The 24,901-nt window shown below is 60.4% G+C and carries 34 protein-coding genes and 1 other RNA gene; 2 read left to right on the forward strand and 33 right to left on the reverse strand.

What is annotated here, in order from left to right; all coding sequences use genetic code 11:
- Position 1 precedes the first annotated feature (1 nt).
- The 9 genes from ACTORR_RS19665 to ACTORR_RS19705 form a co-directional block, all read right to left on the reverse strand.
- Positions 2 to 1,099, reverse strand: a complete 1,098-nt coding sequence (locus ACTORR_RS19665) for a phage tail sheath subtilisin-like domain-containing protein (RefSeq protein ID WP_441343789.1) — start codon at positions 1,097 to 1,099, stop codon at positions 2 to 4.
- Complete coding sequence (locus ACTORR_RS19670) at positions 1,096 to 1,305, reverse strand: hypothetical protein (RefSeq protein ID WP_441343790.1); 210 nt, start codon at positions 1,303 to 1,305, stop codon at positions 1,096 to 1,098. Before ACTORR_RS19670 ends, ACTORR_RS19665 begins: the two co-directional genes overlap by 4 nt.
- A complete protein-coding gene (locus ACTORR_RS19675; RefSeq protein ID WP_313666553.1) occupies positions 1,306 to 1,872 on the reverse strand; it encodes a phage protein Gp37 in 567 nt (188 codons plus the stop codon).
- Entirely contained in the window at positions 1,872 to 2,363 is a 492-nt protein-coding gene (locus tag ACTORR_RS19680) for a phage protein Gp36 family protein (RefSeq protein WP_441343791.1), read from the reverse strand. The genes ACTORR_RS19675 and ACTORR_RS19680 overlap by 1 nt, the downstream gene beginning before the upstream one ends.
- Complete coding sequence (locus ACTORR_RS19685) at positions 2,363 to 2,974, reverse strand: HI1506-related protein (RefSeq protein ID WP_441343792.1); 612 nt, start codon at positions 2,972 to 2,974, stop codon at positions 2,363 to 2,365. Before ACTORR_RS19685 ends, ACTORR_RS19680 begins: the two co-directional genes overlap by 1 nt.
- Before the next feature lie 5 nt (positions 2,975 to 2,979).
- Positions 2,980 to 3,873 carry a Mu-like prophage major head subunit gpT family protein gene (locus ACTORR_RS19690; RefSeq protein ID WP_208211295.1) on the reverse strand — a complete coding sequence of 298 codons (894 nt, stop codon included), beginning with the start codon at positions 3,871 to 3,873 and terminating at the stop codon, positions 2,980 to 2,982.
- A 23-nt stretch (positions 3,874 to 3,896) separates the two neighbouring features.
- Positions 3,897 to 4,868 carry a phage protease gene (locus tag ACTORR_RS19695; protein WP_441343793.1) on the reverse strand — a complete coding sequence of 324 codons (972 nt, stop codon included), beginning with the start codon at positions 4,866 to 4,868 and terminating at the stop codon, positions 3,897 to 3,899.
- A gap of 292 nt (positions 4,869 to 5,160) precedes the next feature.
- Positions 5,161 to 5,712 carry a phage virion morphogenesis protein gene (locus tag ACTORR_RS19700; protein WP_441343794.1) on the reverse strand — a complete coding sequence of 184 codons (552 nt, stop codon included), beginning with the start codon at positions 5,710 to 5,712 and terminating at the stop codon, positions 5,161 to 5,163.
- Positions 5,713 to 5,729: 17 nt separating this feature from the next.
- Positions 5,730 to 7,013 (reverse strand): PBECR2 nuclease fold domain-containing protein, encoded by a 1,284-nt coding sequence (locus tag ACTORR_RS19705; RefSeq protein WP_441343795.1) that lies wholly within the window; start codon positions 7,011 to 7,013, stop codon positions 5,730 to 5,732.
- A gap of 60 nt (positions 7,014 to 7,073) precedes the next feature.
- Between ACTORR_RS19705 and ACTORR_RS19710 the strand changes: the two genes are divergently transcribed.
- Positions 7,074 to 7,286, forward strand: coding sequence for a hypothetical protein (locus tag ACTORR_RS19710; protein ID WP_441343796.1), 213 nt, complete (start codon positions 7,074 to 7,076; stop codon positions 7,284 to 7,286).
- On the opposite strand, the gene ACTORR_RS19715 is transcribed toward ACTORR_RS19710, so the two are convergent.
- From ACTORR_RS19715 to ACTORR_RS19825, 23 genes are all read right to left on the reverse strand, one after another.
- Positions 7,283 to 8,833 (reverse strand): DUF935 domain-containing protein, encoded by a 1,551-nt coding sequence (locus ACTORR_RS19715; RefSeq protein ID WP_441343797.1) that lies wholly within the window; start codon positions 8,831 to 8,833, stop codon positions 7,283 to 7,285. The two genes, ACTORR_RS19710 and ACTORR_RS19715, sit on opposite strands and share 4 nt — an antisense overlap.
- Complete coding sequence (locus ACTORR_RS19720) at positions 8,833 to 10,329, reverse strand: hypothetical protein (protein ID WP_441343799.1); 1,497 nt, start codon at positions 10,327 to 10,329, stop codon at positions 8,833 to 8,835. The genes ACTORR_RS19715 and ACTORR_RS19720 overlap by 1 nt, the downstream gene beginning before the upstream one ends.
- A gap of 59 nt (positions 10,330 to 10,388) precedes the next feature.
- Complete coding sequence (locus tag ACTORR_RS19725) at positions 10,389 to 10,643, reverse strand: hypothetical protein (protein ID WP_441343800.1); 255 nt, start codon at positions 10,641 to 10,643, stop codon at positions 10,389 to 10,391.
- Positions 10,640 to 11,158, reverse strand: a complete 519-nt coding sequence (locus ACTORR_RS19730) for a DUF3486 family protein (protein WP_069017116.1) — start codon at positions 11,156 to 11,158, stop codon at positions 10,640 to 10,642. Before ACTORR_RS19730 ends, ACTORR_RS19725 begins: the two co-directional genes overlap by 4 nt.
- Positions 11,158 to 11,466 carry a hypothetical protein gene (locus ACTORR_RS19735; protein WP_180688548.1) on the reverse strand — a complete coding sequence of 103 codons (309 nt, stop codon included), beginning with the start codon at positions 11,464 to 11,466 and terminating at the stop codon, positions 11,158 to 11,160. Before ACTORR_RS19735 ends, ACTORR_RS19730 begins: the two co-directional genes overlap by 1 nt.
- Complete coding sequence (locus tag ACTORR_RS19740; protein ID WP_441343801.1) at positions 11,463 to 11,795, reverse strand: hypothetical protein; 333 nt, start codon at positions 11,793 to 11,795, stop codon at positions 11,463 to 11,465. The genes ACTORR_RS19735 and ACTORR_RS19740 overlap by 4 nt, the downstream gene beginning before the upstream one ends.
- Positions 11,792 to 12,007 (reverse strand): TraR/DksA family transcriptional regulator, encoded by a 216-nt coding sequence (locus ACTORR_RS19745; protein WP_441343802.1) that lies wholly within the window; start codon positions 12,005 to 12,007, stop codon positions 11,792 to 11,794. Before ACTORR_RS19745 ends, ACTORR_RS19740 begins: the two co-directional genes overlap by 4 nt.
- A complete protein-coding gene (locus ACTORR_RS19750; protein WP_441343803.1) occupies positions 11,994 to 12,632 on the reverse strand; it encodes a DNA-packaging protein in 639 nt (212 codons plus the stop codon). Before ACTORR_RS19750 ends, ACTORR_RS19745 begins: the two co-directional genes overlap by 14 nt.
- Positions 12,629 to 13,267, reverse strand: coding sequence for a transglycosylase SLT domain-containing protein (locus ACTORR_RS19755; protein WP_441343804.1), 639 nt, complete (start codon positions 13,265 to 13,267; stop codon positions 12,629 to 12,631). Before ACTORR_RS19755 ends, ACTORR_RS19750 begins: the two co-directional genes overlap by 4 nt.
- Before the next feature lie 2 nt (positions 13,268 to 13,269).
- Positions 13,270 to 13,575: a putative holin gene (locus ACTORR_RS19760; RefSeq protein WP_441343805.1), complete on the reverse strand. Its 306-nt coding sequence runs from the start codon at positions 13,573 to 13,575 to the stop codon at positions 13,270 to 13,272.
- A gap of 433 nt (positions 13,576 to 14,008) precedes the next feature.
- Complete coding sequence (locus tag ACTORR_RS19765; RefSeq protein WP_441343806.1) at positions 14,009 to 14,461, reverse strand: Mor transcription activator family protein; 453 nt, start codon at positions 14,459 to 14,461, stop codon at positions 14,009 to 14,011.
- Positions 14,458 to 14,859, reverse strand: coding sequence for a gp16 family protein (locus ACTORR_RS19770; RefSeq protein WP_208210973.1), 402 nt, complete (start codon positions 14,857 to 14,859; stop codon positions 14,458 to 14,460). Before ACTORR_RS19770 ends, ACTORR_RS19765 begins: the two co-directional genes overlap by 4 nt.
- The gene (locus tag ACTORR_RS19775) at positions 14,856 to 15,542 is read right to left on the reverse strand and encodes a DUF2786 domain-containing protein (protein WP_441343807.1); all 687 of its coding nucleotides are present in this window, start codon (positions 15,540 to 15,542) and stop codon (positions 14,856 to 14,858) included. Before ACTORR_RS19775 ends, ACTORR_RS19770 begins: the two co-directional genes overlap by 4 nt.
- A 261-nt stretch (positions 15,543 to 15,803) precedes the next feature.
- Positions 15,804 to 15,876, reverse strand: an RNA gene (locus ACTORR_RS19780) — hammerhead ribozyme type II.
- A complete protein-coding gene (locus ACTORR_RS19785) occupies positions 15,875 to 16,138 on the reverse strand; it encodes a hypothetical protein (protein ID WP_208211102.1) in 264 nt (87 codons plus the stop codon). The genes ACTORR_RS19780 and ACTORR_RS19785 overlap by 2 nt, the downstream gene beginning before the upstream one ends.
- 39 nt (positions 16,139 to 16,177) lie before the next feature.
- Complete coding sequence (locus ACTORR_RS19790; RefSeq protein WP_441344126.1) at positions 16,178 to 16,819, reverse strand: DUF3164 family protein; 642 nt, start codon at positions 16,817 to 16,819, stop codon at positions 16,178 to 16,180.
- Complete coding sequence (locus tag ACTORR_RS19795) at positions 16,819 to 17,295, reverse strand: hypothetical protein (protein WP_441343808.1); 477 nt, start codon at positions 17,293 to 17,295, stop codon at positions 16,819 to 16,821. The genes ACTORR_RS19790 and ACTORR_RS19795 overlap by 1 nt, the downstream gene beginning before the upstream one ends.
- Positions 17,288 to 17,779, reverse strand: coding sequence for a hypothetical protein (locus tag ACTORR_RS19800; protein ID WP_441343809.1), 492 nt, complete (start codon positions 17,777 to 17,779; stop codon positions 17,288 to 17,290). The genes ACTORR_RS19795 and ACTORR_RS19800 overlap by 8 nt, the downstream gene beginning before the upstream one ends.
- A complete protein-coding gene (locus ACTORR_RS19805) occupies positions 17,779 to 18,285 on the reverse strand; it encodes a hypothetical protein (RefSeq protein ID WP_441343810.1) in 507 nt (168 codons plus the stop codon). Before ACTORR_RS19805 ends, ACTORR_RS19800 begins: the two co-directional genes overlap by 1 nt.
- A gap of 357 nt (positions 18,286 to 18,642) precedes the next feature.
- The gene (locus ACTORR_RS19810; RefSeq protein WP_208211093.1) at positions 18,643 to 19,419 is read right to left on the reverse strand and encodes a hypothetical protein; all 777 of its coding nucleotides are present in this window, start codon (positions 19,417 to 19,419) and stop codon (positions 18,643 to 18,645) included.
- A complete protein-coding gene (locus ACTORR_RS19815; RefSeq protein WP_441343811.1) occupies positions 19,419 to 20,141 on the reverse strand; it encodes an AAA family ATPase in 723 nt (240 codons plus the stop codon). The genes ACTORR_RS19810 and ACTORR_RS19815 overlap by 1 nt, the downstream gene beginning before the upstream one ends.
- A 63-nt stretch (positions 20,142 to 20,204) precedes the next feature.
- On the reverse strand, positions 20,205 to 22,280 hold the full coding sequence (locus tag ACTORR_RS19820) for a DNA-binding protein (protein WP_441343812.1): 2,076 nt from the start codon (positions 22,278 to 22,280) through the stop codon (positions 20,205 to 20,207).
- Positions 22,246 to 22,614 carry a helix-turn-helix domain-containing protein gene (locus tag ACTORR_RS19825; protein ID WP_441343813.1) on the reverse strand — a complete coding sequence of 123 codons (369 nt, stop codon included), beginning with the start codon at positions 22,612 to 22,614 and terminating at the stop codon, positions 22,246 to 22,248. The genes ACTORR_RS19820 and ACTORR_RS19825 overlap by 35 nt, the downstream gene beginning before the upstream one ends.
- A 186-nt stretch (positions 22,615 to 22,800) precedes the next feature.
- On the opposite strand from ACTORR_RS19825, the gene ACTORR_RS19830 reads away from it, so the two are divergent.
- Positions 22,801 to 23,505, forward strand: coding sequence for a S24 family peptidase (locus ACTORR_RS19830; protein WP_441343814.1), 705 nt, complete (start codon positions 22,801 to 22,803; stop codon positions 23,503 to 23,505).
- A gap of 185 nt (positions 23,506 to 23,690) precedes the next feature.
- Here ACTORR_RS19830 and gap read toward each other — a convergent pair whose 3' ends face one another.
- Positions 23,691 to 24,638 carry a type I glyceraldehyde-3-phosphate dehydrogenase gene (gene gap / locus ACTORR_RS19835; RefSeq protein ID WP_441343815.1) on the reverse strand — a complete coding sequence of 316 codons (948 nt, stop codon included), beginning with the start codon at positions 24,636 to 24,638 and terminating at the stop codon, positions 23,691 to 23,693.
- Positions 24,639 to 24,901: the final 263 nt, after the last annotated feature.

Here is a 24,901-nt window from a genome sequence, read left to right on the forward strand (position 1 = left end):
CTTACAGCAGCAGATCGATGCGGCCAGCAAACACATGCAGGCCATTGACGACATCGGCGGGAATGGCGCCGTTGAGGCGGTTTACGTCCTGAGCGGAGCGCTCGACGACCAATGCGGGCGCGTTGTCATCGACGTTCTCCACGATCTCCAGCTCTTCGCACTTCTTAAGCACGTCCAGCAGCTCACCACGCACTGCTTCAGCGGTCTTGCTGCTCAGCTTGGAGCGCGGGAAGCGCAAACGGATGCGGTCGCGGCACGCCTGACGCACGTAGTACAGAGTGCGGATAGTGGTCAGATCGAGCATTGACACATCAGTCGCACCGGCAGCGCTCTTGGTGTAGGTGGTGATGGCCCGCACGATCTGGACGACATTCCCGGCGCCTACCTCCAGTGGGGTGATACCGTTGGCCAGGCAGGTTTCCTGCTCGGTACGGCCCAGGCGGCTGGCGATTGGCGGGATAGAAATACCGGTCAGCACCAGGGTGTTGAGCGGCCTGGCCGGATCTTCCTCCGACGCGATGATGGCAGCGTATGCCGCCGCCACTTGGCGAGCGGAAGAGGTGGTGCCGGACAGCAGCGCGACGGTGATCGCACCTGAGTTGAGGGCGCTGGCCAGCGCGGTAGCCGCCGATAGGGTGGTAGTCACCGCACCGACACCGATGATCGATTGCTGCTCGATGGAATTGGTCCAGGTGGCAATGTGCGTCCGGATGGCGGTCATCGCAGCTTCGCTGAACCAGGCTGGAACCAGGATGGTGTAGCCGCCCTGGGCGGTGGAAGCGAGCGCGGCCGAGATATCAGGCTCAGTATCGCCACTGACTGTCACGCCAACGCAGGAAATCGCGGCATAGCGGTAGGTGGCAATAGCCGCCGCAACCATTTCGCCCGCTACGGCGCCGAAAGCCGCCTTGGCTTCGACGGCGCTGTAGATCTGCGCCGGCTCATTTTCAGCGGCGGTCGCCCCCGCCTCAAGCGGCACCACCAGGCAGATATGCTGGGCATTGGTTGGCAGAGTTCGCACAGCCAGGCTGGTATTGAACTCCATGTAGACGCCGGGCTTGCGGATGCTCGCCGGGATGGTGTCAAAGGAAATGGTCATTCTGTAGCCTCGGTTTTTTTAGCGGGCGCTTTGGCACTGGCCTTTTCTTCCACCCGCTCCAGCTCACCAGCAGCAATGCGGCGCAGGTAGTAGGCGTTTTCATCCACGCGCACCGGCTTGGCCGGGGCGGGTTCAATGAACTGCTTGCCATCCTTGGCAGTGCCCGGCATGACCGGGACAGGGTGTTGCGTTGCGATCACGAGCATTTACGAATCCCCCACATCAATTGAGTCAGTAACGGTGGCGTTCGGATTGCCTGCCGGAACGTGGTACGCCAGGTCAACGCCTTCCAGCCATGGCAGCTCACCTTCGGGCACTTCCCAATCCAGCTCGACGGCGAACGATTGCCCCAGTACCGAGAGGTGGCTGCTTTGGAACTTGCCATTGACCAGGTTGGCGAACTCAGTCGGCTTCACCTGGGCGCCGTCCGGCTTGTGCTGCCAGTTGGTCAGCAGGCGCATGCAGCTTTCCCAAATCCAGTAGCTGCCTGGATCGGTGGGCACGGAGCCGCGCCGCGTCTCCCGCTCGCCACGAACAGAGGTGCTGGCGATGACCAGACGGAACACCACCGAGGCCAGATAGCGGCGGTTACCCTTGGGCTTGAACACCACTTTTGGGGTGGTGATCAGTACGCTTGGGGTGAGCTTCAGCAGGTCCACCAGCAAGTCATCGTCGCTGAGCTCCCCGCCGTAGCTGTCCACGCGCAGCCTTGGCAGCCGTTGCTTCAGCTCGGCCAGGCGGCCTTGAACGGCATCCTCCAGTTCACCGAGCATCACAGCCTCCGCATGGTGGTGCGGCTGAACATCCGCGGCTGATGGCTGATCTGCAAACCGGACTGACCGGACTCGGCCGCACCGCGCTTTTCATCCTCGGTGGCCAGGCTTTCCAGCCGCTTGATGATGTCGCGATAGCGCAGCCGCACGGCCGACTCAGCGTTGGCTGCCTCGCCGTACAGGTGGAAGCGGGTCAGCTCAGGCAGGTCATCGGCCACCCAGTCCGGGGCGTCCTGCCCCGACTGGCGATAACGCAGGTAGAACTGAACCTCGCTGCGTGCGCGTGTGGCGGCGTCGGCAATCCTTGCCAGCGCGGCGACGGCCGATGCCACATCCTCGGCATCCCAGTCATCCAGCGGCTCACCCTTGGCCGCCGCTTCCAGCAGCAGCCCGTCAATGGGCCGGCTGGTCTTGGGGACCGCGAGGTCCGCCATTTCCTTGGAGCCAAAGCGGGTGATCAGCGCTGTAGCGCTCGGCAGCGAGAGGTTCATCAATCAGCGTCCTTCTGAGCAGCCTTACCGCGCTTGCCTGTCGCCTTCTCGGGGTTCACGCCGGCTGACTGATCACCAGTTGCCGCAACCACTGCCTGAACCGGCGCCGCGCTCGGCGGCTCGACGGAAGTGCCGAGAGTCGATTGGATACCATCTACCTGCGCCTCCGGCGTCTTGTTCTGTGGTTGAAGGTGTGCGGCGATGAGAGCGGCCAGGTTGTCAGCCAGGATGCAGATGACGCCTTCCTTGGTCGGATCTTCTTGAACCAGGAGCTTGGCCTCTTCGACGACCAGGGCGGGCGCTGCCTGCTGAAGGGCGAGCGCCGCCGACAGGTCGGCAGAGGTGGACACCAGGAGAACGCGGGTCTGCTCCAGGTCGTGCTCTAGGGCTGCGATGGTGGTGCCCATTTCCTGCAACAGCTCGGCGTTGTCCTGGTCGGCTTGCAAGGCGTCCTCCAGCACGCCCTCGACCACCAACAGATGGGGATCGGCCCGCAGTACGGCCAGTTGCTGCTCCGACAGGTCACCGTCCTGATAGAACGTGCCCGCCACCTTGTGGGCGAGCCCCGCACGGCGGTAACCGTCTCGCTTGGCTTTGATTACTGTCCCCATGACGGTTACCCCAGCCAGCTCGGCGACAGCACTTCAGCGCTGCCGGCCCATTCGTTGCCAGCATTAGCGTCCTTGACAACCAGCTTGCGCGCGGCGCCTTCCAAACTGGATGGCACCACCAGCAGTCCTGGGCGGATGCCCAGCGGGCGACCGCCATCGGCCTTGAAGTCCTTCATTGCAGCGCGTGCGGCCGCGTAGTTCTCGGCATTGAGTGGCGCCTTGGAGCAGTAAGCGAACTGCCAGAGGCCAAAGCCAGTGTTGACGCGAGCGTCGACGCCATAGCGGTAGGCGTCTTCCATGAACACACCTTCGTCATCGGGCTTGGTCATGGCCTTGAGGTCGTAGTTGCGGCGCTTTTGGAAAATGATCGGTTTGATAGCGCGGCTGACATCGAGCAGATACCAGGCCGGGCCTGTGCCGTCCTGATAGTTGCTGACAGAGATCGCAGTGCCGGTCCCATCGCTGTTCGGATACACCGGGTGGTCAGTGTCGAAGAAGTTCTGGCCGTCGTAGCAGGCGGTGGTCAGGCCAGCTTTCAACAGAGCGAAAACCAGCTCATCCGGGTGAGCCTTGGCAGCGCGACCCATTTCCTGGAACAGCGGCCCGTAGACGCCCACTTCATCGTCCTCGATGGCGTCACGCGGGACGCTGACCGAAGATTCGAATTTCTTGTTGGTGATGGTGTAGGCGTGGCTGGCCATGTCACGCAGCACTCGCTCACCAACCCATTCACGGAAGGTTGGGAACTGACCCAGCCAGCCGTAGGTATTGCTCGAACTGCTCGACGGTACTTCAGTAGCGATGCTTTGCCAGTCGGTTGGAGTGTCGGCGAAGGCACGCTGATACTCGCTGCGGTAGGAGGTAAAGAGCGCGGTCAGCGCTTGTGGAGTTACCAACATAAGGATTCGTCCTTTCTATGCGCTTATGCGCGGCCCTTGAGGAAGTCTTCTTCGGTCTGGCCCATAAGGCCGGCGATCAGCTTTTCTTCGGCATTCAGGGCGGTGGAGGTGCCATCCGGCTTGTGCCTGCCCAGGCTGGACGGATCAGCGACAGAGGGCGCGGCCTTTACGAACTCGCGGAAGCGGTCGAGCCCAGCCTGTTCAGAGCAGGAGGCGCGGTAGTAATCGACGGTGGCCGGGATGATCTTTCCGGCCTTCAGAGCGGCATCAAGCTCGGCTTCAACCACAGCCTTGTGGTCATCAGCCTTGCGGGTTGCCAGCGCCTGCTCAGCGTTGGTCGCACGGGACAGAACCTTGTCGTAGTCCTGGCGTGGGACGAACTTGTCCAGGCTTGGTTGCTCGTTGTTGCGAGCGGTGGCGGTGGCCTTCAGCTGGTTGACGGCGGCTACGGCCTGCTCATCGGTGGCTGCGGCGTCCAGTCCGAGGGATACCGCGAGTGCGAGGGGAAGTGCCAATTTAGGAGTCTCCGTTTGCTCATGATTCAGTGCGGTAAGCACCAGGTTGGGTTTATTCGTCAGGCCGACGCTGACCATCCGAACGATTCGCCGGGAGGCGTCGTCATAGTCGAATACGGGGGAAACAAAGCGGTACTCACGGGCTACGACCTGTTCACCGGCCCGAGGCGTCCAGGCGACGTGGCCCCACAGCGCACCACTGCGCAGCTCTAGCTGGTCAATCCAAGCCGCAGCAGGTGCAGGCTCACCCTTAGGTGCCGCCACCTCGGTGGCATGCTCCCAGTCAATCACCATGTCGATACCGCGCTCGGCGAAGGCGGCAAGCACCCACTGCTGAGCTAGCTCGTCGAACAGCCAGGTGCGCTTGTCTCGCCCCTCGATGATGGGGCCAGTGGGAATCAGCTCGATCCATTCGGGCGCCTTGCCCTCAGTGGTGAGCAGCGCCGAAAGATCCGTGTTCAGTGCGAGAAGTGTTTTCATGCCGCCAGTGTGTGGGGCATGAGGGAGGGAGTGTTTTTAAGCTCGACGCAAGGATTCGGTCGGCTGAGAGGTACTGCGGGAGGGAGGGGAATGCTACCTCTGTTCGGGTAGCGAGCGGATCACTTTTTGAAGTTTTCCAGCCTTTCGAAGATTCCAGATGGCGGTTGAGGACTGGGAATGACGCCAGAAGCAAATCTAACGGTAATCTAACGGTGCTCCAGTTCGAATTCCAACCGGATGCACCGCCTAGGGCCTCCAACGCGCTCAAATCAGCGCGTTTTTAAAAGGCCACTCAACCCTTTAAGTAGCTTGCAACGATCTCCATAACCTCTGTTTCGTCTTCATGAGACAACCCGAGATAGGGGCGAGCTGGCATCTGGGTCGTTCGGGCGCCATGCGTCACCCATTGGGAGAAGTTTGAGTGCCGCTTCTTCACGAAGCGATTGCCAACGACGCCACCCTTTTCCTTGAAGTACACCTGCTGGGATCGAGCGGCGTGCTCGATCTTGCCGCCGAGCTGATGAATAGCACCGTAGGGGCGGTCGGTGCCGAACTGGAGTTCGTCATTGCTCACCTGGTGCCGAAGCGTATCGAGCAGCGCACCGGACTCCCGCAAGGTCTTGTTGCCTCTCTTTTTCTTAGCCAGGGTGCGTGGTGACAACGGCGCCCAAGGCGAGCCGTCCGGCGCAACCTGGCGGCGTGCTCGGGCATCAACCGACATGTGCAGGTATTCCGCAATGTCGTTGAGTGGCGTGCTCATCGAGCCCAGACGCTCAAGCAACTGCTCCAGTTCGCGCCCAACCACCGAGGCATCAATTGTTACATCGAGCATTGCGCCTGCCATGAGACCTCCTGTTCCAGTTACTGGTCGCCGTCCAGGCGACGATAGAGACGGACGCCGACGCGCAGCTGCTCCAGGTAGTCCGGATCGCTGCCGGCCGGGGCAAGCGTGGTGATGCCATCCCAGCCATCTGCGCCGACCTCGAACACGGCTAGTGCGGGCACCGCTTCTCCATCCAGCTCTAAGCGGCTGATATAGCGGCGACGCACCACGGCCTTGCTCTGCTCATGCTGCCATTCGAGCCTGACCCATATTTCGTCCGGCTCTTGCAGCGCATCGGCCAGCAGCAACAGCTCACGAGCCCGGCCGCGCTCGCTGACCTTTAATGCACCTGATTTGGCATCGGTGAACAGACCCCGCCCGATCACCACGCTGTCACCAGTCTTATCACGGAACACGGCGGGGCTGTCCTGCGTGGCGCCAAACTCGCCCAGGAACCGACTGACATACTCGTCATCGGCCAGGTCTTCAGGCATGAGCCGGCTTGTCGCAGCTGGCCGAGGCGCGGGCAACGGTCCTGGAGGGCGACGGTTCGGCAGACCGGCGCTAGGCACTGGGCTAGGACGCTCACCAGGCGCGGGCAGCGGGTCATGGGCTCGCAGCGGCGGTACAGCAGACGACAGCCGCGACTGACCAGGTGCATGCTCAAACCCCGGATCGATGCCCAAGGGAACCCGCACGGTGCGCGGCCCGTTGGGGCTATTGACGCCGATGATGCGGGTTTCGTACTCGACTACTGGGGCCGGGCCGACCTTGAGGCCCATGCGCTCAACGTCTCGATCGCTGATCATGAACTTCTTGCACTTGCACCCCCAGCCGTTCTGAGGGGTGTGCGTCGACCACCAGGCATCATCGAGCGGCAGCACCGTGCCGTTCCAGGCTAGGTGCTGTGGTCGCGGGTGGGCGCTGTCGCCGTGGCGGTAGAGACCGTATGGTCGCTTCTTACGCAGCTCAGGATCAGCCATCTGCGCTTCGCGGCCGGCGTTGTAGGACTGCCGCAGGTTCGTTTCAAAGATGGTCTGCGTGCGCCAGGCCTGGCCGCCGTTGTACTGCCAGCCGTGCTGGCCAACGATCTTGTCGAAGTCCTTCCGGAACTGCTCTAGGGTGCTGCCCGTCGAGATGGCTTTCTCTACCGCGCCGCGCATGTCCTGGAGCAGGTCGCGCTTGGTAGCCCCGGCCACGACAAACGCCCAGTCGTGTTCGGCGGCGTATACATCTGCCCAGGTACGGGTAGGGAGGTTGGTCTTACCTTTAAAGAAGTCAATTTGTTCCAGAAAGGGCAGCGAGCCTATGGTGGTACTCATATCGAAACCTTTACTCTTGCACGCTTACCACATCCTGGGTGTACGCGCTGGAGCCGCAAAATGAAAGTCAAGATCAAGTCATTCGATGTAGATATGGACGTGAAGAACAGTGGTGTTGAGTTTCAAGTTCACTCACCCGATGGGAAAGAGTTTCTGGGTGATCTCATCATCAAAAAGTCCGGCCTGATCTGGTGCAAGGGTAAAACCCGAGCCGAGAACGGCATCACGCTTAAGTGGAAAGACTTTATTAAGCTGGTCGAGGACCAAGACTAAATCCCCATGAGAATGTCATAACGCCCGGCCAGGCTCGCGGCCACCATTCCATCAGCCATTGCGCTGGCCATCTGGTCGGCGCTCATGGCCGGATAGGCCTCAATGAGTCGGTCTCGCAACTCCTCAAGACTGGTCACCGAGTCCACCAGCTCCTTGATGGCTTCCACCAGGTCATCCATGGGTGCAGTGGCTGCCGCCGCCATTGTCTTGACCTGGTTATCTACGATGTCCGGTGCCGCAGCTGAAGCCGCTGGCCGCTCGCGGTTGAGCGCAGTGGTCACCGAAGCTTCTGCCGCTGCCGGAGCGCCAAGCACCTCAGCACCTTCGGCAGGCTCAGGCAGACCGAACTTGTCGCGGATAACCGACTGCTCGATCTTCAACCCAAGTGGTACGAATGCCGTCACAGCCTTGATCAGCAGCTCAAGGTTTTCAGGCTGCGGCACATCAATGATCAGGCGGGGATAGCGCCGACCTGGTGCGAAATTCAAGTCGCAGAAAGGCCGCACGAACATGCGGTTCAGCGTGTTCGATTCGGCTTTGGCATCGGCCTCCAGCAGATCCAGGCGCACCTCGTTGTGCACTTTGGCTTGCGCGAGGCTGGCCCCATCGTCGGCGCTCATGGTCTGCCCGACGATGGCCTTGGACATCTGCTTGTCCCACCACTCGGCCAGTCCCTTGAAGAACTCGCCAGCACCACTGACATTGGCAGCCTGGGTGAAGTCGATGCGCATGGAGTCGGGAATGACGGCCGCCGCGTCACTGCCGAGGTTCGCCACCGCCGACATCAGCACGCCGATATCATCCTTGCTCGCGTTCGGCCCATAGCGACCCACGCGCATGGGGATGCCGTAGATGTCGGCGAAGCCCATCCAGTCCTTCCAGGTCCAGGCCTTGCACATGTAGCCAACCGCCGCCAGGCGGGCCAGGCCGCCACGGATTGGCAGGCCGGCACGCAGGCGTGGGCGATGCACAACGAACTTGTATGGAGCCAGTGCAATGCCATTGACCATGTCGGCGTCATCGAGCAGACGCAGCTCTTGCCCCGTTTCGCGGTCAAACATGAAAAAGCGCGGGTCGCGCCACTCAAAGCGCTCAGGCATCCACGTTTTGCCGCTACGGTCCCAGATGATTTCGCACACGGCGTAGCCCTTGCCCAGTGCATCAGTCAGGTCTGTCTGCATCTCACCAAACTCTGCGGAATCCACCACTTCCCGCAGGATGTCGGCGCGGCGAACATCCTCGGCGTCGTCGGTGGCCGCCTCGATACGGATGTTGAGGCCCGCGAGGGCGAGTTTGCGGGTGCCCAGCACCGAGGCGTAGTGAAGGTCGCGCTCTTCCATTTCCTCGGCCAGGGTCAGGTAGTCGCGGGCGTCGCCCTCGGCAGCGGCCTGGAGCAAGGCCGCGAGACGGCCCGGCGTGAGACCGCCCGCCACAGACGGGTGCCAAACATGGCGCACTCCGGTTACACGCGGCGCGGCCACATCCTCGGTGAGTTGATCGTATTCAATGGCGCGACCGTATTGGTCGACGATTGGGGAGCGTGCCATTACCAGATGCCTTTTCCAGAGCGCCACCCGGCCCCGCGCTGCACCTGTCGGTCATGCTGGGCGGCGGGTGTGACGCGGTGATATTCGAAAATCTCTACTTCCTGCCGGCTGGCGAAGTCAGCCAGGACCAGGGCAACGCCTGCGTCGCCGTGGCGTTTGTCGCCACCTTTCTCGGTGGTGCGCTGCTCGGGGATGCGCGCTACACCTTTCACCACCCGGAAAGCCCGAATGTCCCCGGTCACGTCCTTGTCGGCCGGGATGTCGTAGAGGGTGTCGTCTTCCAGCGCGGCCTTGAAGGGCGGCATGTTGTCCCGATACCAGCCCTCGGTGAGCATGACCTGCTCAATGCGGTTGAAGCCGAACTGAACGGCGGCCGCCTCGGCGATCTGCTGGCCGTTGCCTCGGGCGTCGTGCGCTCCCTTGAGGAAGTTGGGCAGGCGCCGAACGATGTAGAACAGGATCTGCTCTTGCTGCTTAAACGGTACGTTGCGCATTTCCAGCACGAACGGCGTGCGCTTGCGCAGGTTCTGCTCTTTGAGTAGCGGCCAGAAGACGGACAGGTCGCCCGATCGGGCGAAGTCCATCCCATAGAAGCTCTGTACGTCGGTAGGCAAGTCCTTCAGCAGCGGCAGCAGCTCGCGCTCGCACCACTCCAGCGACTCAGCCAGGCGCACATGCTCAGGGGCCGTCTCATACCCCTGCGGAAACTTGAGGCGCAGCACCGGGGAGTCTCGACTTGTGCGGCTCTCGACCAGGGCCAGCGAAAGGTAGGCGCCGCCGCCCTGACTGGGCACGCAGTCCAGCTCTTCCGTAGCCGCGTCGCCATAGAAGCTGTACACATCCGCGACCCAGGCGTCCTCTTCCTCCTTTATATGAGGGATGCCACGGCGCATGCACACCCGGTGATACAAGCCTTCGGCCACCGCCTCGCTGAAGGTACAGCGGAACAGATGGCCCTTACGCTTACCGGCGCGGATCTCTTCAATTAGCTCGTTGAAAGCGTTCTCTGTGCCGTCGTGGGTGCTGATCACATGGACCTCACCACCCCAGATCAACAGGGCAAGCGCTGCTTTTAACAGCTCGGCCAGATCCTGGTGGAACGCCGCCTCGTCGATCACCACCACGCCCTGACGGCCCCGCAAGTTGCTCGGGCGACTGGTGAGCGCCACGATGCGGTGCCCCGAGGGAAACACGATGGTGTAGGTCTTGATGTGCTTCTCTTTATCCTCGTCTGGCCAGATACCTTCCTCGATCTCGCCAGCCGCGTAGTCGAAGGCCCGCGCCCACATCGCGCAGGCCTGGATGTACTCGACTGTCATGTCCTGGTTGTAGCCCAGGTAGTAGACGGTTTGGCCCTTGGCGGTCTTCGAAGCGGCAGCGACCAGGACGTTATCAGCGGCCTCAGCCCAGGTCAGGCCGATACGCCTGGACTTCTCGCCGACCTTCAACGGCGCACGGATGCCGATCCATTTCTGCTGATAGGGCAGCAGGACCACGGGAGTTTCCCCGAGGCCTTCTGACCGGAGCGCTTGAGTAAGCGGGGAAAGAGCGTTGGTCATCGCGCCAGATCCTCACGGACAGCACGGAGTAGCGCCGACCGGTACTGCCCGAGCGACTGGAACGACGCCGCGTAGCCGTCATCACGGATGAGGTTGAGTAGCGACCAGCGCACCGACTCAGGCAGCGGCGCGTCGGCCAGCTCGACAACAGTCCTGGTCTTCCAGCCGGCAGCCCTGGCAGATACCAGGCTCTGCTCATTGGCATCCAACCAGATGCCGTCTTCGTCGCTCCATTGATGAATCAGCTTCACGATGCCACCCCCAGAATCTCGCGGCGAATCTCGTCCACGGTCTTGGCGCTGAGGCCGCCTTTCTTGGCGATTTTCTCGACCTGGTTGGCAGCGGCTTCCGCCCTGGCACGAACCTCAGTTTTCCATTTCGCCTGGACGACAGACGCCCGGCCCAGCTCGGCAACGGCCTTGGCCACCTTGGGCAGGTCGATCTGGTTTTCGTCATTGGTCGCCATCAGCAGCTTGAACAGGTGCTCTTGAACCAGGCGCATCAACGCCTCGTTGACCGCCCCTTCGTCATCGGGCGCGGCCTGGACCACGGCCTTGGCCTGCTCGCTGGACATCTTCAGCGCGGCCAGCTTGTCTTCGAACTCGCTGCCATAGCGGTGCAGCGCGCTTTTGCCAATGGAGTAGCCGCGCGACTCCAGCTCAGCAGACAGCAGCTCGTAGCCGCTGAAGCTCGATTCAACCAGCGACTGATCGAGCCAGGCTTTCACCTCTGGCGGCAGTGTGGCGACCTTGCTACGCGGCGGCATTACCAGTACTTCTCTGGCCGAGCGATGCCTGCCCGGCATTCAACGGCGTATTCAACGATATCAACGCCCAAGGAGGTAATGCCCGCCGACCAAGGCCCGGACGGCGACTTCTCCACTGTGACCATCTTGCGGTCGGCCAGGTAGTCCAGTTCGCGGCGCAGTTCCAGCGCCGTGGCATCGCGGTACATGCCCTGGACCGTCGAGAGCACCACGGCCTCATGCGGATCAACGGGACGGCTGGTGTTGAGGGTGAGCAGGATGTACCAGCGCATCGACTCGCGGCGCACCTTAGCAGTATCAATATTCATGGGCGGGCTCCCCGGAGCTGCACGTTTTCGAATTTGAGGGCCAAGCCGTCGATCTTGGATTCAATGACGGCTTGATTACGTACCCAGTCCTCACGGCGCACGTAGTGCAGCGGCATTTCTCCGCGCAGCTTCTCTAGGCCGAGTTCGACTTGGCGCAGGCGGTCAGAATCCTTGGCCAGCTCTTCGAAGCGGCCGTCCATATGCGCAAAGCGCTGATCCAATCGGCGCTCGATGGCAGCGAGCAGTAACTTAAGGAGGGCCATCATTGCGCCCAGCAGGCCTACACCTGCGGTGATCAACTGCCAGACCGGCAGCTCAACGGTGCTCATCGGCCGCCCATCCGTTCGAGGTCTTTCTGGCAGCTCACGCACAGCTCAACGCCCGGCAAGATCTCGCTACGCGCTGGCGGGATCTGGTCGCCGCAGCTTTCGCAGTGCGTGATCCGAGGCCCGGTGTAGTGCGAGCGGCCTGCCGCCCGCGCCGCCAGCGCCTGTTCGCGGAAAGCCTCTTCCGTCTCAGTGGCGATATCAGTTACGTCCATTGCTTGCATTCCATTCGATCAGTTTCGAGAGCTGGGCGCGGCAGGAGGCATAGCCCTCGCTGTTGCGCACATGGTTGGTCAGAAGGTCAGCGCGGTTAACACCCGCGATCAGGTCGTCAGCGGCTGAGGTTCCGGGGGAATTCGCATCAGCTCCGCTGGAGGTTGAGCCGGGGGCAGGCACTGCGACTGCGGCTGTGGTGCCAAAGAGGGCGCTGTTCCACACGCGGACAAAGCCAAAAGTGAACAGAGCAGGAGGCAGCGGTTCAGGCTGCGCATCGAGGGCGTGGCGATAGAGGGTCGTGACACGTTGAATTTCTCCGGTGAGTTTTTCAGTGACGGTCCGCAGCTCGTCCCGCTTGGCGATCAGATCCGCCGCCAGTTGGTTGCCGTATGCCTGCGAGGCGATCAGCTCGTCTGCGGCTTTCTTCAGCTCGGTGGTGGCGGCCTCGGCAAGGCGGCGCAATTCGGCTTCGTGCTCGGCCTTCTGCTTGTCCAGGGCTGCATCACCCTGAGCTTTCGCCAAGGCGAAACCTTGGTCGTAGCCATCGCTGTACGTCAGGGCTAGGCCTCCAACAGAAGCAGCGATGACCGCAATCCAGATGAGCAAAGGCTTGATGGCATTCATGAGCACACCCCTTCGCCCCAACCGGCGGCGATGTATTGAGCTTCGAAGTTCTTGAGGATGAGGCGTGGATAGCCCCGGTTTTCACGGAATGCGGCGACCGAGCGCCCCGCGTTGAACCGCTCAATGGAGCCGAACCAGACCAGCGGATCGGCGCCATTTGCCGTTGCCAGCTTGCGATCACGGATCAGCCAGCCCAGACCGCCGTTGTAGGAGGACAGCACCATGGCGTGACGCTCGCAGGCGTTGCGGCCCTTGATGCGGTCAGCCAACCAGCGGTCGTAGCTGACTAGGGCCATGAGGGACCAGGTGGGGTTATATGGCTCAACGTTGCCCAGGGTGTCGGGGAACAGTTCCGCAAGCCACACGGCGGTCGAGGGCATCACCTGGCCCAAGCCTTGCGCGCCGACAGGGGACTTGGCGTTGAACCGCCAGCGCGACTCTTGATGCACCTGAGCGGCGAAGGTTGCCACGGGGGCATCAAGCCCCCATTCGGCCTGGGCAATTCGTGTTAGATCACGGCGGTACTGCTGTGCCTCGGTCGGCACATCAGCTCGCGCCGTGGCCACGTTGCTGAGGATCGCGGCAACCGGCAGGACAACAAAGAGGATCAGACTGGAGAGGTAGAGTCGCCTCATGGTCAGAGTCCCAGTGTCAGGCCGAGGACGCAGGCCAGCACGATCAGGGCGCGGCGGATGCCTGCCCACGGCTGATGCGCTGCACGAACCTGGTCAGGTCGGGCATACGGGAACAGGGCGCGGTCGATCCAGTACCCCAGCACGCCGCCGCCAGTGACCAGCGCCGCTTTGTAGAGCACGACTGCGATCTTGGTCGGCGCGATGAGGTACAGCGCGACCAGCAGGCCGATGGTGATCAGGGTCCAAAAGGTTAAGCGTGGTGCTCGATAGTGCCGCCGAAGACGCAGGCGGCCGTGAGGTTGGTTCATGGGCGAACCTCCTTGGTGGGATTGAGGGCGGCTCGGATGTTGGCGATAGCGCTTGCGGCTGCGCCTGGCTCGTTGCGGCGCTGGGCAGGTGGGATGTAGCGCCCTGGTTTTGGAGGGCGGACTGGGGTTGACCGGTAGCGCTGGCCACCTGTGCAGGCGTCCTGGGCAACTTGCCGGCGATGTATGGCGACCCGACCGATAACGTCGATTCGCCACTCTCTCGGGCAGTCATCGATCATCTTTTGGCGCGTCTTCTCGCAGCGCTCGTCAATGACGCGCTGGGCATATTCCGCTGAAGAAGTTTCGTGCTGGGACATGTTCGAATCTGCCAGGTGAAGGGGACCTGGCTAGATTCGCTCGCGTGGGAGGGGCGCTGTATTTCCGGGGGGTTTAAGCAAAAAGCCCCGCAGTGCGGGGCTTCTTGAAGTGGCGGTCAGTGCAACCGCTTTGGCACATCCTGGTATCCGAAGAGGTCCGGCTCTTGCTGCCGGTGGAGTACCCGTTGGCGGGCAATGATGTCATAAACCGCTTGGCTGGATAGATCAAACTTTCGAGCCAGTGCATCAGGCCGCACGTTCTTGTCCCGCCACTCGCTGAAGATCTCCGCGTCTCGCAGGGCGCGGCGTAATGTATCGCCACGCGGGATGTAGACGACAGCACCGCCCATCGTTTGGCATATCGCGTATACCACTGCGCGGGCGATCTTGGGCACATCGTCTGCCCTGTCCGGCAGCTCCTGGTGCAGCTGATTTTCGGCAAGGCTGGACATCTCGACAAGCGTACCCTGCCACCGAGCAAGCACCACCGCATCCTCCATGTGCGCCAGTACCTTGTCTGGGTCTAGCTTATCGACCTCCCCACTATCAAATAACTCTCCGTTGCTCATTGTCGCCTCCCGTGTCGTTTCGCGTCCTTGGCAAGAGCAGCGACGACGCCTCCCAACTGCTTGGCGTCCAGCCACTCTAGCCGCTCTACCTGGTACAGCCGCTTGGCCAGGCCATCGCCGTACTCCCACGGCCGACCAGCCTCGGCCAGCTGGGCCTCGATCTTGCCGACCAGTTTTGCCTTGTCCGCAGCAGACTTGGGCTTGCCCCGGCCTTGCTTCGACTTCCAGCCAAGCCGCTCGAACTCTTGCAGTACCTTTGCCACCTGGAGCGGGCTGAGGTCTTTGGCAGATGACTGGCCGGTGACCCGGCTCAGCAAGGCGCGGTAGGTGTCGTCATCGAGGCCGAGGTCTTTCTTGGCAATGTGGATCTTACTGAGCTGCTGGTTGCGCCGGTTCATGACGCCACCTGCGCCAGTGCCAAAGGCGCCGCTGTGGTCATGCCATGGTTAAGCCGCACATCCGCCGCAGCCAGCAAACCATGCATGGCATCGTTTATGGCTCGCACACCAGCCTTGCGCCGGGTGGTCGCATTGCGATCCCGAGGCTTCTGCTGCACCAGGTCGGGGTAGTGGTGCGCCAGGTACTGCTCAACAGCCGGAGAAAGCGTGGCGCCTGCGAATGCCGCAACCTGCTCATGCACGGCAAGAACCCAAGCCTCGCAGAACACATCAGCTCGCCGCACCTTGGTAGCCGGTTTGCACCGCTGGAGCTTGTTCAGCGTGAAGTCGCGGCGCGCCTGGCGCACCTGACGAAGCAACACGGTCATGGTGTAGCCGGCCACCTCGGCCATCTCACCGATGAAATTCCAGCGGCCGATCCCACTGGCGAACAGCACCTTACAGGCGTAGGCCCTCGAAACGGTGTTGGCCAGCTGCGCCTCCCACTTGGCCGGGGTCTTCTTCGACCCGGCGACGGCATTGCACTCCATCACATCGGCCATGTTCACATCGGCTTGGCCGATTCCGTGCTCCTGCATCAGCGCTTTGGCCTGACGCATCGCTGCCGCCGCTTCGTGTGGGTTGGCACTGCCGGCCAACCTCAGGCATTTCTTGATCTTGTCCAGGGCCTTGTTACGGTCCATGAGGCTTCCTATCTACGTATGCCATCCGGCCGGGCCGGGATGGTTTCGCTTAGTGAATGACGGTAGTTGGCACAGCTTCGCGGAAGCGCGATGGGCTCCAATCGCAAGACTCGTCGGCTGGGATGTGACCGAACATGGCGGTGCAGCGACGGCAGTACACGCAGTCGCCGCAAGTCTTGCCCTCGGGCAAATTCATTTGGTCTTCGTTGTTAGCCGACCGGGGATACGGGGCTCGTTGCTCGATCATGACAGTGTCCTTCTACTTGGCTGCTCGTCAGTACCCGGCCACCACGGCGGGCAGACCAACCCCGGCCAGGCCGGGGCGGTTTCGCTTAGTGGATGGTCGGTTTGGTGGTGTATTTCTCGCGGACCGCTTCGCACACCTCACATGGGCAACCGACGTCACAGTCGCAGTTGTTGAGGAAGGCGGCAAAGGCGATTGGGGCGTCAATGCGGCCAATCAACTTGGCTTGCTGAACCATGCCACGAGCCACGATGCCTGCCTTGGTGCTAAGCACCGACTGGGTGCCCTGACCTTCGATGCAAACCGATACGCCAGAATCGGTGTCTTCAACGGTGAAAATGAACTTGGCCATTCTTACTACTCACAGAAATTTGGGGTGGTCACAGATGAATCAATGCACGGTGGGGGTGGCAGTGCCGAGCGCAGCGCTCGCGATGTCGAGTGGGATCGGCACGTACTGCTCCGACTCGCCGACTCGGCGGTACACGCGGATATAGCTCTTCGAGCCGACGACCTGGACGGCGTCGCCGATGGCCTTCATGGCGTTCTGCCAACGCTTGTCATTGATCTCCAGGCGGCGCAATGCCAACACCCGGCCGGTGCTGATTTCACCTTGCTTGTCAGCCCGGAAGGCTTCATTGACGATGGCACGCACCTCGGGCTGAGCGTCCTGGGTCCATTCGGTCAGGCACTCATCAATCAAGGCGCGGGCGGCTTGCAGGCGCTCGTCAAAGCGGATGTTGTCCTGGGCGGCTTGCACGACCTTGAATTGGCCATCGAACGACATCAGCGTGATGTTGCCCTTCTTGCCGCCGACCCTGGCGTTGTACTGCTCAGCCGACATATCAACGAAGGCTTTGATGTCGCCGAAAGCATCGGCCTTGAACGCAGCAAGCGTGTCCGATACCACCAGCGCCTTTTTCACCAGCTCCAGCACCAGGTCGTTGCGCGCCATGTCGATTGGCTTCACCAACTCCAGCGGCACCAGGTGGCCTTTAGCGTCTTTCAAAAAACCTTCGGGAACGTTGTTAATCACTGTTGTTGCTCCATATTCATTGGTTCGGTGTCTTGCAGTTGCGCGGCGATCAGCCCCGCCCGCTGCCGGGTGTATTCGATCTGCTTGGCCGTTTTCGGCGCGGTGACCGCCTGGGCTCGCACGCGCCCCTTCAGCACCCCGACGATCCCGTCTAGAGCCGCGTTGCCACTCTTCACTTGGCTTTCGGTTCGCGTTGGCTTAGGCAGCAAGGGCGGCAGCCGGCGCGGCTTCAGGTCGCGCAGGAACCGCGCTGGCGATGGCCACCTCTCGCAGCTGGCGAACAACGACTCGAATGTCTCCCTGATGCGTTCCGCGTCCTGCGCCTCGTCCCACTGGCGGTTTTTCGTGAGCGCGACCAGCCAGATATCCAACGTCAAGTTCACCGCGTCAGCGGGAGGGGCACCGTCCAGGCGCAGCGTGATCAGCCCTTGAAAGCCCGCGACAATGGCTCGCTCAAACCATTTCTCAGCCATTCATTCGCTCCTGAAGTGCCGCCAGCGCTGAGGTCGTCTGGCTCTGCGGGCGGTTCGGGAGACGTGGCTGTTGCCGCGCCTCTGGTGCCAAAACCGGCGCTACGGCCTGTGGCTGGTACTGGCTCATTACCTGGTACAGCCAGCCATGCCCCTTGAGTGGCGTTGCCAGCCGACCGGCCTCCCGCGCTGCCAGGGCCTGGTCGATTGCCCAGGCCCAGCATTCGGGCGTGGCTTCGAACACCTGGCCATTGCGCTCGATGCGCTGCGCCTGGAGATCCGGCAGCAGTTCGGTAAGCAGCTTGGCCACGCGGTCCATGGTCAGCTCGCGGGTTTCAGGGCGAAACAGTCCCAGGTAACGCACCAGTGAGTGACCGAGGGCGCCGGATAGTTTGAAGGCAACCCCCAGCGCATCACGGGCACCGTCGTGGGCGATCAGCGCATCAAGCGAAAGCGTTGTTCCACAGTTTGGGCAGCGAGTGCGCATCAGTGCACCCCCAATAGAACCGGGATTTCGCGGGCACGGAAGTAGCTCGCGTATACCGCCTTGCCACCGATTGGGTGGCCAGCACGCCATGCCATCAGCGCGTCGAGGTCGGTCGCCTCGGGTTGCTTCGCGTGATATCCCTTGAGGTCCGCAAGCAACGTCTTGGCCCCCACCTCACCGAACTGGGCGGCTACTGTGACGGGGGCGTACTTGACCCCATTCCAGCAATACGCCTCGATCAGCCATGCCGTTTCCCGCGTACTAGACGCCACCACTGGGGATTCATCCACTACGGAACTAACGGTTGCTTTGGTAATCTGTTCGAATGCCAATTTTTCACCCGAACTTTCATCGAGTTGAAAAAAGGCTCGGAGCTCGCCCGCCTTCTCCATCGCCCGGGCAATCGTCGCGGCAAAGCCCACGCACTTACCTTCGCGATACAGACGATGCATCCCTTTGGCCGGGGAGCGGATTTCAACTTCGCCATCTTTAATGCACAGAGACATTTCGACCACCTGAGCAGTTTGGGTTAAAGGGGCACTGCTGGCACACTCGCCAGTGCTGCATTGCCTGCGGGTTATGTGTAGGTGCTGGGCGCTGATAAAACCCTTGGCACTTTTCAACCGTCATTGACTCACCCGTGGCAAGGCACTCAATGCGGCCGAGAACTTCCATCACCCGGCGCTCTACATGTTCAGTGGTAGGACTTGGGTACTTGTTTTCGAGTACCAGGCTCACCGTCGTGCGGCTCATGTTGATGCGGCTTGCGGCGAGAGTGCGGCTTGTGGCCGTTACCTCTTTGGCCAGGAGCCGCACGAACAGTGGCGGATCATCACCCCACCTCGACAGATTCACTGCCCGTTTCATTGCAGGCCTCCCGACTCCCCAGTGGAAGCCAGTTCAAGCTGAGTCCGCTGCATCAGGTCGGCAGATGGCTTGCCCGCTTTGCCACTTTGAGCCAACTCCAGCCATTCGCTCAGCAAGTCCCGAGTGCGCAGCAGCGCGACCCCAGGTTCTACTAGGCTGCGATCAGCGCCGAACGATCCAGTGGTCTTGGTGTAAACAAACTTATTCAAGTTCGCGTCATATACTTGGAGCGAATCGAGCTTCCGAATCTCTGGCGGACGCGGCCCGGTGTACTTGCCCGGAAGTAACCGGTAGATCTCCGGCTTTGCCAGGTCAATTTGGCTTTTCTCCAAGTAGCCAGCTTCAACCAAGGCATTCATGTATTGACGAACTTTGATGACTGTCAAAGTGGCACCACCCGCTGACGCGGCGTGAGCCACACCCTCAGCGGTTAGGTTACCGTTCAGAATCCGGATAGTCCGCCAGATGTTTTCGGTAGCAAGGTGGGCATAAGTGCGCTCACCTTTACCATTAAGCCGCGGATGGTCTGCACCCTCATCTTTGACGAGCGCGAAGACGCTACCGACTTTCCCTGGTGGGTTTTCGATAACTTTGATGACACCTGCTTTTACCAATGCTTTGAAATAGCGGTTGATATCGTCAGGCATCTGGCCGCTGCGCCTTGCAATATCGTTAATTGAGAACGCATCGCCAAGTACACGGATGGACTCCCAAATGCGTTGACGAGGCTCTTTCGTTCCAGTTACGACCAGGTGTGCTTTACGGCCTGCCATTACAAGGCCCTCCGAGCTGGAGCCTCGCCAGTGAACCAGCCTCGCTGCCCCCACTCAGTCAAGCCGATGGAATCGAGCATTGCAGCAGACGCTTCGGACTGGACATGGTGCAGATTCACTGCGATTCGACGCAGGCAGCCTTTTGTAGCTGTCCTGAGATCTTCCAGAAGATCCTCGCCGAACGAGATCTCTGGATAACTCGCTTGAGCAAGGTTCCGGATATCTTCGATTGTCGCTGCTTGGGCTGGGACCCATTCCAATACCCGGTTATGCAAACGCTCAAGCCGCTGAAGGGATGACGGCACACGCTCCTCACCAATAAGTACAATGGTGCCTTCACTGGCGTTGTAAATATCCGTCAATACGTTGGCCGCAGCCTTGTCCAGCAGATATTGAACGTCATCCACGATCAGCGGCCGGCGCGAAGTGGACAATTGGACGGCAATTTGATCGACCATTTCCGAGAGAGTACGTCCGGGCAAGACGCTCATTTCGCGGAGAACGGCAGAAAGGAAGGCTTTCTTGCTCCAGGTGTCGCGGCACTCTGTGTAATAGCAACGGTGCTGGTTTGCAGCGAACGCAGCTGCGAGGCTTTTCCCGTACCCGCTAGGGCCATACATCGCAACCAGCCCAGGCAAATGAGTTGGGCGAGCTTGCGCCCGGCTCATAGCGCCCGACAGCAATCCGACATTTGTCAACGGAACGATTTTGGTTACACTCACTGTGTTTCTCCTATTAGTCTGGCGTGTTGGCGCACACCGACTGCTTCCTGATACGGGCTCTTCTCAGCCCGCCTGCTGTTGAAATACTCGCTTCATCGCAACGAAGTCCGGGTGGTTTGGGTAACGCTCATGCCACTTGGCTTCGTCTGCGGTGAGTTCCTCTCCAGCGCCTTTGCGCTGATCCAGCTGAATCCAAAGCCGATACCGCGCAACGTCATCCCTTGGGATATCGAATTTGGGTTGCTTCTGCTCTATTGCCACCGCGTATTCTCGCGCTGCCTCCAGAGCCTCCACCGGCAGGTTTGCTGACGGCGAAACTGTTGGAGCAATCATTTCCACCCGTTGCCCCGTCAGAGTCTCCAGCTTATTTACTGCGCGGCTGAACTGACCTTGCTGCCGCTTCTCTCTTGCAGCTTCCAGCATCGTTCTAGGCATATAGTCGGAGCTGTTCCCGTCAAGTATTGCCGTGCCGATAAGTTCGCCATCTAAGGTGTATGCCCACACCTTGCTAGCATCTCTAACGTCGTAAGCCACACGTATTTCTTGCCCGTGTAAGGCCGTTAGATCAGCCATGAAGTAGTTATTACCTGCCCAAGAAATTTCGCCTCGACGGGTAGTCCTGATCGTCTGCGGCCTCATCAACGACTCAACCAGCTCCGAGGGGGCGACCAGGGGCTCCCAGCCTTGCTCGATAGCCGCATACCAGGCTTCATCAGGGCTCATGTGCCTGAAAGCACCTGTTACCTGGTCACGAATTTTCCCTAAACCCCTATGGGGGGTGCTGTTGTAGTGAGCGACTTCATGCTCAACGCCTGCCATGAAAACTCCAAACTCTGGCAACACTCGCGATTTGCCGTGTTGCTTCAGCTCCCGCCTGCCTATGCGATGAACTTTTGTTCCGGCGTGCTTATCCATGTCGGCCCCGATATACGACGTGAGCTTCTTTGCGGCGCGAACCCAAATCGTTTGGTGACCACGCTCAGAAAGCCCGCGAGCCTGGCTGTTGTATGGCAGCGAGTGCTTCATTGTTCCGCCAAGACGGTCAACTACCTCCCGCACAGTGTCGTTATCAAAGCCAGAGCCGTTGTCCACGTAGAAAATTGCAAACATGCATTTCTGAACCGCATCACGGAGCGCATCAAGTACGCCGAAGGCTGATTCAGCTTCACCGACGGATATCCCAACTACACGACGAGTTGCCACATCCAGTACCGTCGTGATCTCTGGCCGGTAAGGTTTACCGGTGAGCGGATTAACTACCTCGGCATCAAACTTGTGGCCGTCTGCCGTATACACCTCGCCAGGCAATATGTTTTGGGTAGAGCGGCGGTTGAATGCCTGTAACGACTTAAGCTCTTGAGTCCCCATCCGCCCCATGTTGAGCGCGTCTGGTGACAGCTTTTTCAGGAAGCGTTGCACCGCGTGAATGCTCGGAAGCGGTTTAGTCCAACTCGCGGCAAATTCGGCATAGCTCGCTGCAACGCTAGGCTTTGTTGGCCTCTGATAGCAGCGAAGAAACGATGGCACCCACTCTGGGACTTGCAGGCAGGCCCTCTGGCGAAGAGGTGCGAGTGATGCCTCGTCTTGGCCCGATGCACGCCATGCGGCCAACCAGCGCTTGAGCGTGCGTTCTGAGAGCCCGCGCTCTGCGGTTTTTCGGTCGTTTGCAAGCTGTACTCTTTGCTGTAGGTACGGCGACAGATGCCCGTCCTGCGCGTGCTTAACCAAAGTCGCTATCGCGGTCTTCTGTGAGACAACTGCTGACATCCTCTCGATCTCGCGAACGAACGCCAGTCGTGCGGCCATTACAGCCTTCTGCCGATCATTCAACTTGGCGGTTGAGGTCGCTGGTTTAGTCTCGACTACAGCCGGCAAAGCATGCACGACCGGTGAAGGCAAATGAGCGTCTTCGCTTACATCTGCTATTGCCTGGGACAGAACAGCGGCTTGAGTTTCGGCGGGAAGGTCAGAATAGGCGTATTCGATCGCTTTCGAGCCGCTGCGCTTTTGAGACGTCCAGTTTTCACGTGTGGCCATCTTCCGGACGCCCGGAACCGTGCCAGGCAGGCCTGGTAGCCCCGCGAGTTCCTGAGCTGTGAGCCAGTTACGCATCGCCTTGTCCTCGACGCTGCTGGTCATCCCGCTCAGCTGGATTATTGTTACCTTTCGAACATTCTCCGGTATCCTTACCGGTCTGGGAGACATTGCTCTCAGCACGGTTGGGGCGGAGTCGCAGAGGGGTGCCATCGGCATTCCAGCGCTCAGGCCAGATTTGGCCTGGGAGCATGCTCAAGGCATTTGCGATGTCGCGTTCAACACGCGGGTAAGCACGACGTTTGGCGTTACGGAAGGCGCTTTCGTTGAGTCCCGCATCGCGAGCGAGGTCGGCGATAGAGGTGCCTCGGATACGCAGCTGGTACTTTACCCATTCCCAGCGGCTATCCAGATCCAGCGGAATATTGTGACTGTCCATGAGAGAGTTATTCCCGAATTAGGGGTGGTTGCCCGGCCCGCTAACGGCCGGTTTCGAACAATATAACCCCGTATACGGGAAGCAGTAAACCGGATTTGGGAGTTTTTATTGCGTATTTCGGATGGGTGGCGCTCGATTTTTTGCGAAACCCAATGAAATCAGTGACTTAGACGAGATTAGAAACCGTTGAGCGATGACCCTAAGAAAGTTTCTTTAGCGAATACGGGAATAGAAACCCGCATTGCGGCTGTCGCGAACCTTTACGAGACCCGAAAACAGGCTGCTCTCACCGCAGGTGTGGCCATGTCTTCGCTCTCACGCTGGATCGCAGGCGAAGGAATGCCCGCATTTGACTCGCTAGCCGCTTTGGCTGCGGCCCGTGGTGTCTCTTTGGACTGGATCGCTACAGGTAAAGGAGAGATGTGCCTCGCCGATGCAGAGGGCGCTACAGGCGCTTTTAGCGAGCCGAACGAGGACTATGCCTACATTCCCTTATATGACGCTTACATTAGCCAAGGTCATGGAGCTTGGAACGAGGGCGCGCGCATCCTGACCATGCTGGCGTTCACGCGCTACAGCCTGCGGAAAAAGGGGCTGGAACCCAAGCAGCTAGCCGCTGTTAGGGTGGACGGGGATTCAAACGAGCCCGAGCTGAGTGAAGGCGATACTGTCATGGTTGACCTGAGTCGCAATCATTTCCAGGGAGAGGCGTTTTACGTGATTCGTTTAAACGACCTGCTCTATGCGAAACGGCTACAGCGCGAATTCGACGGCAGCATGTCGGTGATCAGCGCCAACACTGCCTACAACCCAGTGCGGGTGCCGGTTGAGCGCCTGGATAGCTTGGAGATTGTAGGCAGGGTGGTCTGGGCTGGTGGCTGGATGATTTGATTTTGAGTGCCAAACACGGCGCCAAATTTTCCGGTTTGGCGCCGTTTTTTCGTTTTCTCGTTTAGCGGCTATTTGGCCCCACTTTGGCACCGTTTCTTTTCCGTTGGCCCAATGAATCCGGGCTTTTCCTCTTTCTTCCCGTTTCTTCCCGCCTGTTTTCTCTTAGTGCCAAACACAACACCTCCTCACACGTTGTCATACCAGGCCAGCACCTTGAGCATCCGCCCGTTGGCCCGGGTATGGTTGGCATCGAAGATCGACGACAGCGGGTTATGGTTGAAGTCGCACGACACCAGCGGCAGGGCATTGTAGCCGAGCACCTTGGAGTGCCGGCTGGCTTCAAGGAACAGTTGGTTGACCTGTTCGACGGTGGCTTCGCGCTTGAGGTTTACGGTCAGGTCGACCAGCGACACGTTGATCACCGGCACCCGCACGGCCATGCCGGTGAGCTTGCCGGCCAGCTCCGGCAGCACCAGGCCCACGGCCTCGGCGGCGCCGGTCTTGCTCGGTATCATCGACTGGGTGGCCGAACGGGCACGGTATGGGTCGCTGTGATAGACATCGGTCAACACCTGATCGTTGGTGTAGGCGTGAATGGTGGTCATCAGCCCCTGTTCGATGCCGAACTCGCGGTGCAGCACCTGGGCGATCGGCGCCAGGCAGTTGGTGGTGCACGACGCGTTGGAGATTATCTGGTGCGAAGCCCGCAGGATATCGTGGTTGACCCCGTAGACCACGGTGGCATCGACGCCCTTGCCCGGCGCCGAGACGATCACCTTGCCGGCGCCAGCCGCCAGGTGTGCGGCGGCCTTGGCGCGGTCGGTGAACAGCCCGGTGCATTCGAACACCACGTCGATCGCTTCGGCCTTCCAGGGCAGTTCGGCCGGGTTGCGGATGGCACTGACCGCGATACGGTCACCATTGACCGTCAGGCTTTCATGGTCGGCCTCGACCTGCGCATCGAATGTGCCGTGCACGCTGTCATATTTGAGCAGGTGGGCATTCATCGCGCTGTCACCCAGGTCGTTGATGGCGACGACCTGCAGGTCCTGGCGGTAGCCTTGGGTATACAGTGCGCGCAGGACATTGCGCCCGATGCGGCCGAATCCATTGATGGCGATACGTAGGGTCATGGCAGTACCTCTGGCGGTCCGAGTGAAACCTGTGGCAAAAAGGAGCTTCACTGAAACGGTTTTGTTGTTGGAATTACAAGATTATTCACTGGGCGATAGAAAACAAGCCTTTTTGATGGCAGTATTTTGTTTAAACATACAACGAGTGGTTGTGCGCAGTGCCTCCCCCGATATCGCGAGCCCCTCTGCCTTGAGCCTAGGCCGCAATCGTTTGGAGGGGAAACGCCCGGTAAACCGCCCTTACAATTAGCCTGGAGTCCAGT

This window comes from Pseudomonas sp. SAR267 (assembly GCF_052077595.1).
Classification (GTDB): Bacteria; Pseudomonadota; Gammaproteobacteria; order Pseudomonadales; family Pseudomonadaceae; genus Aquipseudomonas; species Aquipseudomonas vlassakiae.

Coding starts and splice junctions, on each gene's coding strand:
- ACTORR_RS19665 (WP_441343789.1), bottom strand. CDS start 1,099: ATGACCATTTCCTTTGACACCATCCCGGCGAGCATCCGCAAGCCCGGC.
- ACTORR_RS19670 (WP_441343790.1), bottom strand. CDS start 1,305: ATGCTCGTGATCGCAACGCAACACCCTGTCCCGGTCATGCCGGGCACT.
- ACTORR_RS19675 (WP_313666553.1), bottom strand. CDS start 1,872: ATGCTCGGTGAACTGGAGGATGCCGTTCAAGGCCGCCTGGCCGAGCTG.
- ACTORR_RS19680 (WP_441343791.1), bottom strand. CDS start 2,363: ATGAACCTCTCGCTGCCGAGCGCTACAGCGCTGATCACCCGCTTTGGC.
- ACTORR_RS19685 (WP_441343792.1), bottom strand. CDS start 2,974: ATGGGGACAGTAATCAAAGCCAAGCGAGACGGTTACCGCCGTGCGGGG.
- ACTORR_RS19690 (WP_208211295.1), bottom strand. CDS start 3,873: ATGTTGGTAACTCCACAAGCGCTGACCGCGCTCTTTACCTCCTACCGC.
- ACTORR_RS19695 (WP_441343793.1), bottom strand. CDS start 4,868: ATGAAAACACTTCTCGCACTGAACACGGATCTTTCGGCGCTGCTCACC.
- ACTORR_RS19700 (WP_441343794.1), bottom strand. CDS start 5,712: ATGGCAGGCGCAATGCTCGATGTAACAATTGATGCCTCGGTGGTTGGG.
- ACTORR_RS19705 (WP_441343795.1), bottom strand. CDS start 7,013: ATGAGTACCACCATAGGCTCGCTGCCCTTTCTGGAACAAATTGACTTC.
- ACTORR_RS19710 (WP_441343796.1), top strand. CDS start 7,074: ATGAAAGTCAAGATCAAGTCATTCGATGTAGATATGGACGTGAAGAAC.
- ACTORR_RS19715 (WP_441343797.1), bottom strand. CDS start 8,833: ATGGCACGCTCCCCAATCGTCGACCAATACGGTCGCGCCATTGAATAC.
- ACTORR_RS19730 (WP_069017116.1), bottom strand. CDS start 11,158: ATGCCGCCGCGTAGCAAGGTCGCCACACTGCCGCCAGAGGTGAAAGCC.
- ACTORR_RS19735 (WP_180688548.1), bottom strand. CDS start 11,466: ATGAATATTGATACTGCTAAGGTGCGCCGCGAGTCGATGCGCTGGTAC.
- ACTORR_RS19740 (WP_441343801.1), bottom strand. CDS start 11,795: ATGAGCACCGTTGAGCTGCCGGTCTGGCAGTTGATCACCGCAGGTGTA.
- ACTORR_RS19745 (WP_441343802.1), bottom strand. CDS start 12,007: ATGGACGTAACTGATATCGCCACTGAGACGGAAGAGGCTTTCCGCGAA.
- ACTORR_RS19750 (WP_441343803.1), bottom strand. CDS start 12,632: ATGAATGCCATCAAGCCTTTGCTCATCTGGATTGCGGTCATCGCTGCT.
- ACTORR_RS19755 (WP_441343804.1), bottom strand. CDS start 13,267: ATGAGGCGACTCTACCTCTCCAGTCTGATCCTCTTTGTTGTCCTGCCG.
- ACTORR_RS19760 (WP_441343805.1), bottom strand. CDS start 13,575: ATGAACCAACCTCACGGCCGCCTGCGTCTTCGGCGGCACTATCGAGCA.
- ACTORR_RS19765 (WP_441343806.1), bottom strand. CDS start 14,461: ATGAGCAACGGAGAGTTATTTGATAGTGGGGAGGTCGATAAGCTAGAC.
- ACTORR_RS19770 (WP_208210973.1), bottom strand. CDS start 14,859: ATGAACCGGCGCAACCAGCAGCTCAGTAAGATCCACATTGCCAAGAAA.
- ACTORR_RS19775 (WP_441343807.1), bottom strand. CDS start 15,542: ATGGACCGTAACAAGGCCCTGGACAAGATCAAGAAATGCCTGAGGTTG.
- ACTORR_RS19785 (WP_208211102.1), bottom strand. CDS start 16,138: ATGGCCAAGTTCATTTTCACCGTTGAAGACACCGATTCTGGCGTATCG.
- ACTORR_RS19795 (WP_441343808.1), bottom strand. CDS start 17,295: ATGGCTGAGAAATGGTTTGAGCGAGCCATTGTCGCGGGCTTTCAAGGG.
- ACTORR_RS19800 (WP_441343809.1), bottom strand. CDS start 17,779: ATGCGCACTCGCTGCCCAAACTGTGGAACAACGCTTTCGCTTGATGCG.
- ACTORR_RS19805 (WP_441343810.1), bottom strand. CDS start 18,285: ATGTCTCTGTGCATTAAAGATGGCGAAGTTGAAATCCGCTCCCCGGCC.
- ACTORR_RS19810 (WP_208211093.1), bottom strand. CDS start 19,419: ATGGCAGGCCGTAAAGCACACCTGGTCGTAACTGGAACGAAAGAGCCT.
- ACTORR_RS19820 (WP_441343812.1), bottom strand. CDS start 22,280: ATGACCAGCAGCGTCGAGGACAAGGCGATGCGTAACTGGCTCACAGCT.
- ACTORR_RS19825 (WP_441343813.1), bottom strand. CDS start 22,614: ATGGACAGTCACAATATTCCGCTGGATCTGGATAGCCGCTGGGAATGG.
- gap (WP_441343815.1), bottom strand. CDS start 24,638: ATGACCCTACGTATCGCCATCAATGGATTCGGCCGCATCGGGCGCAAT.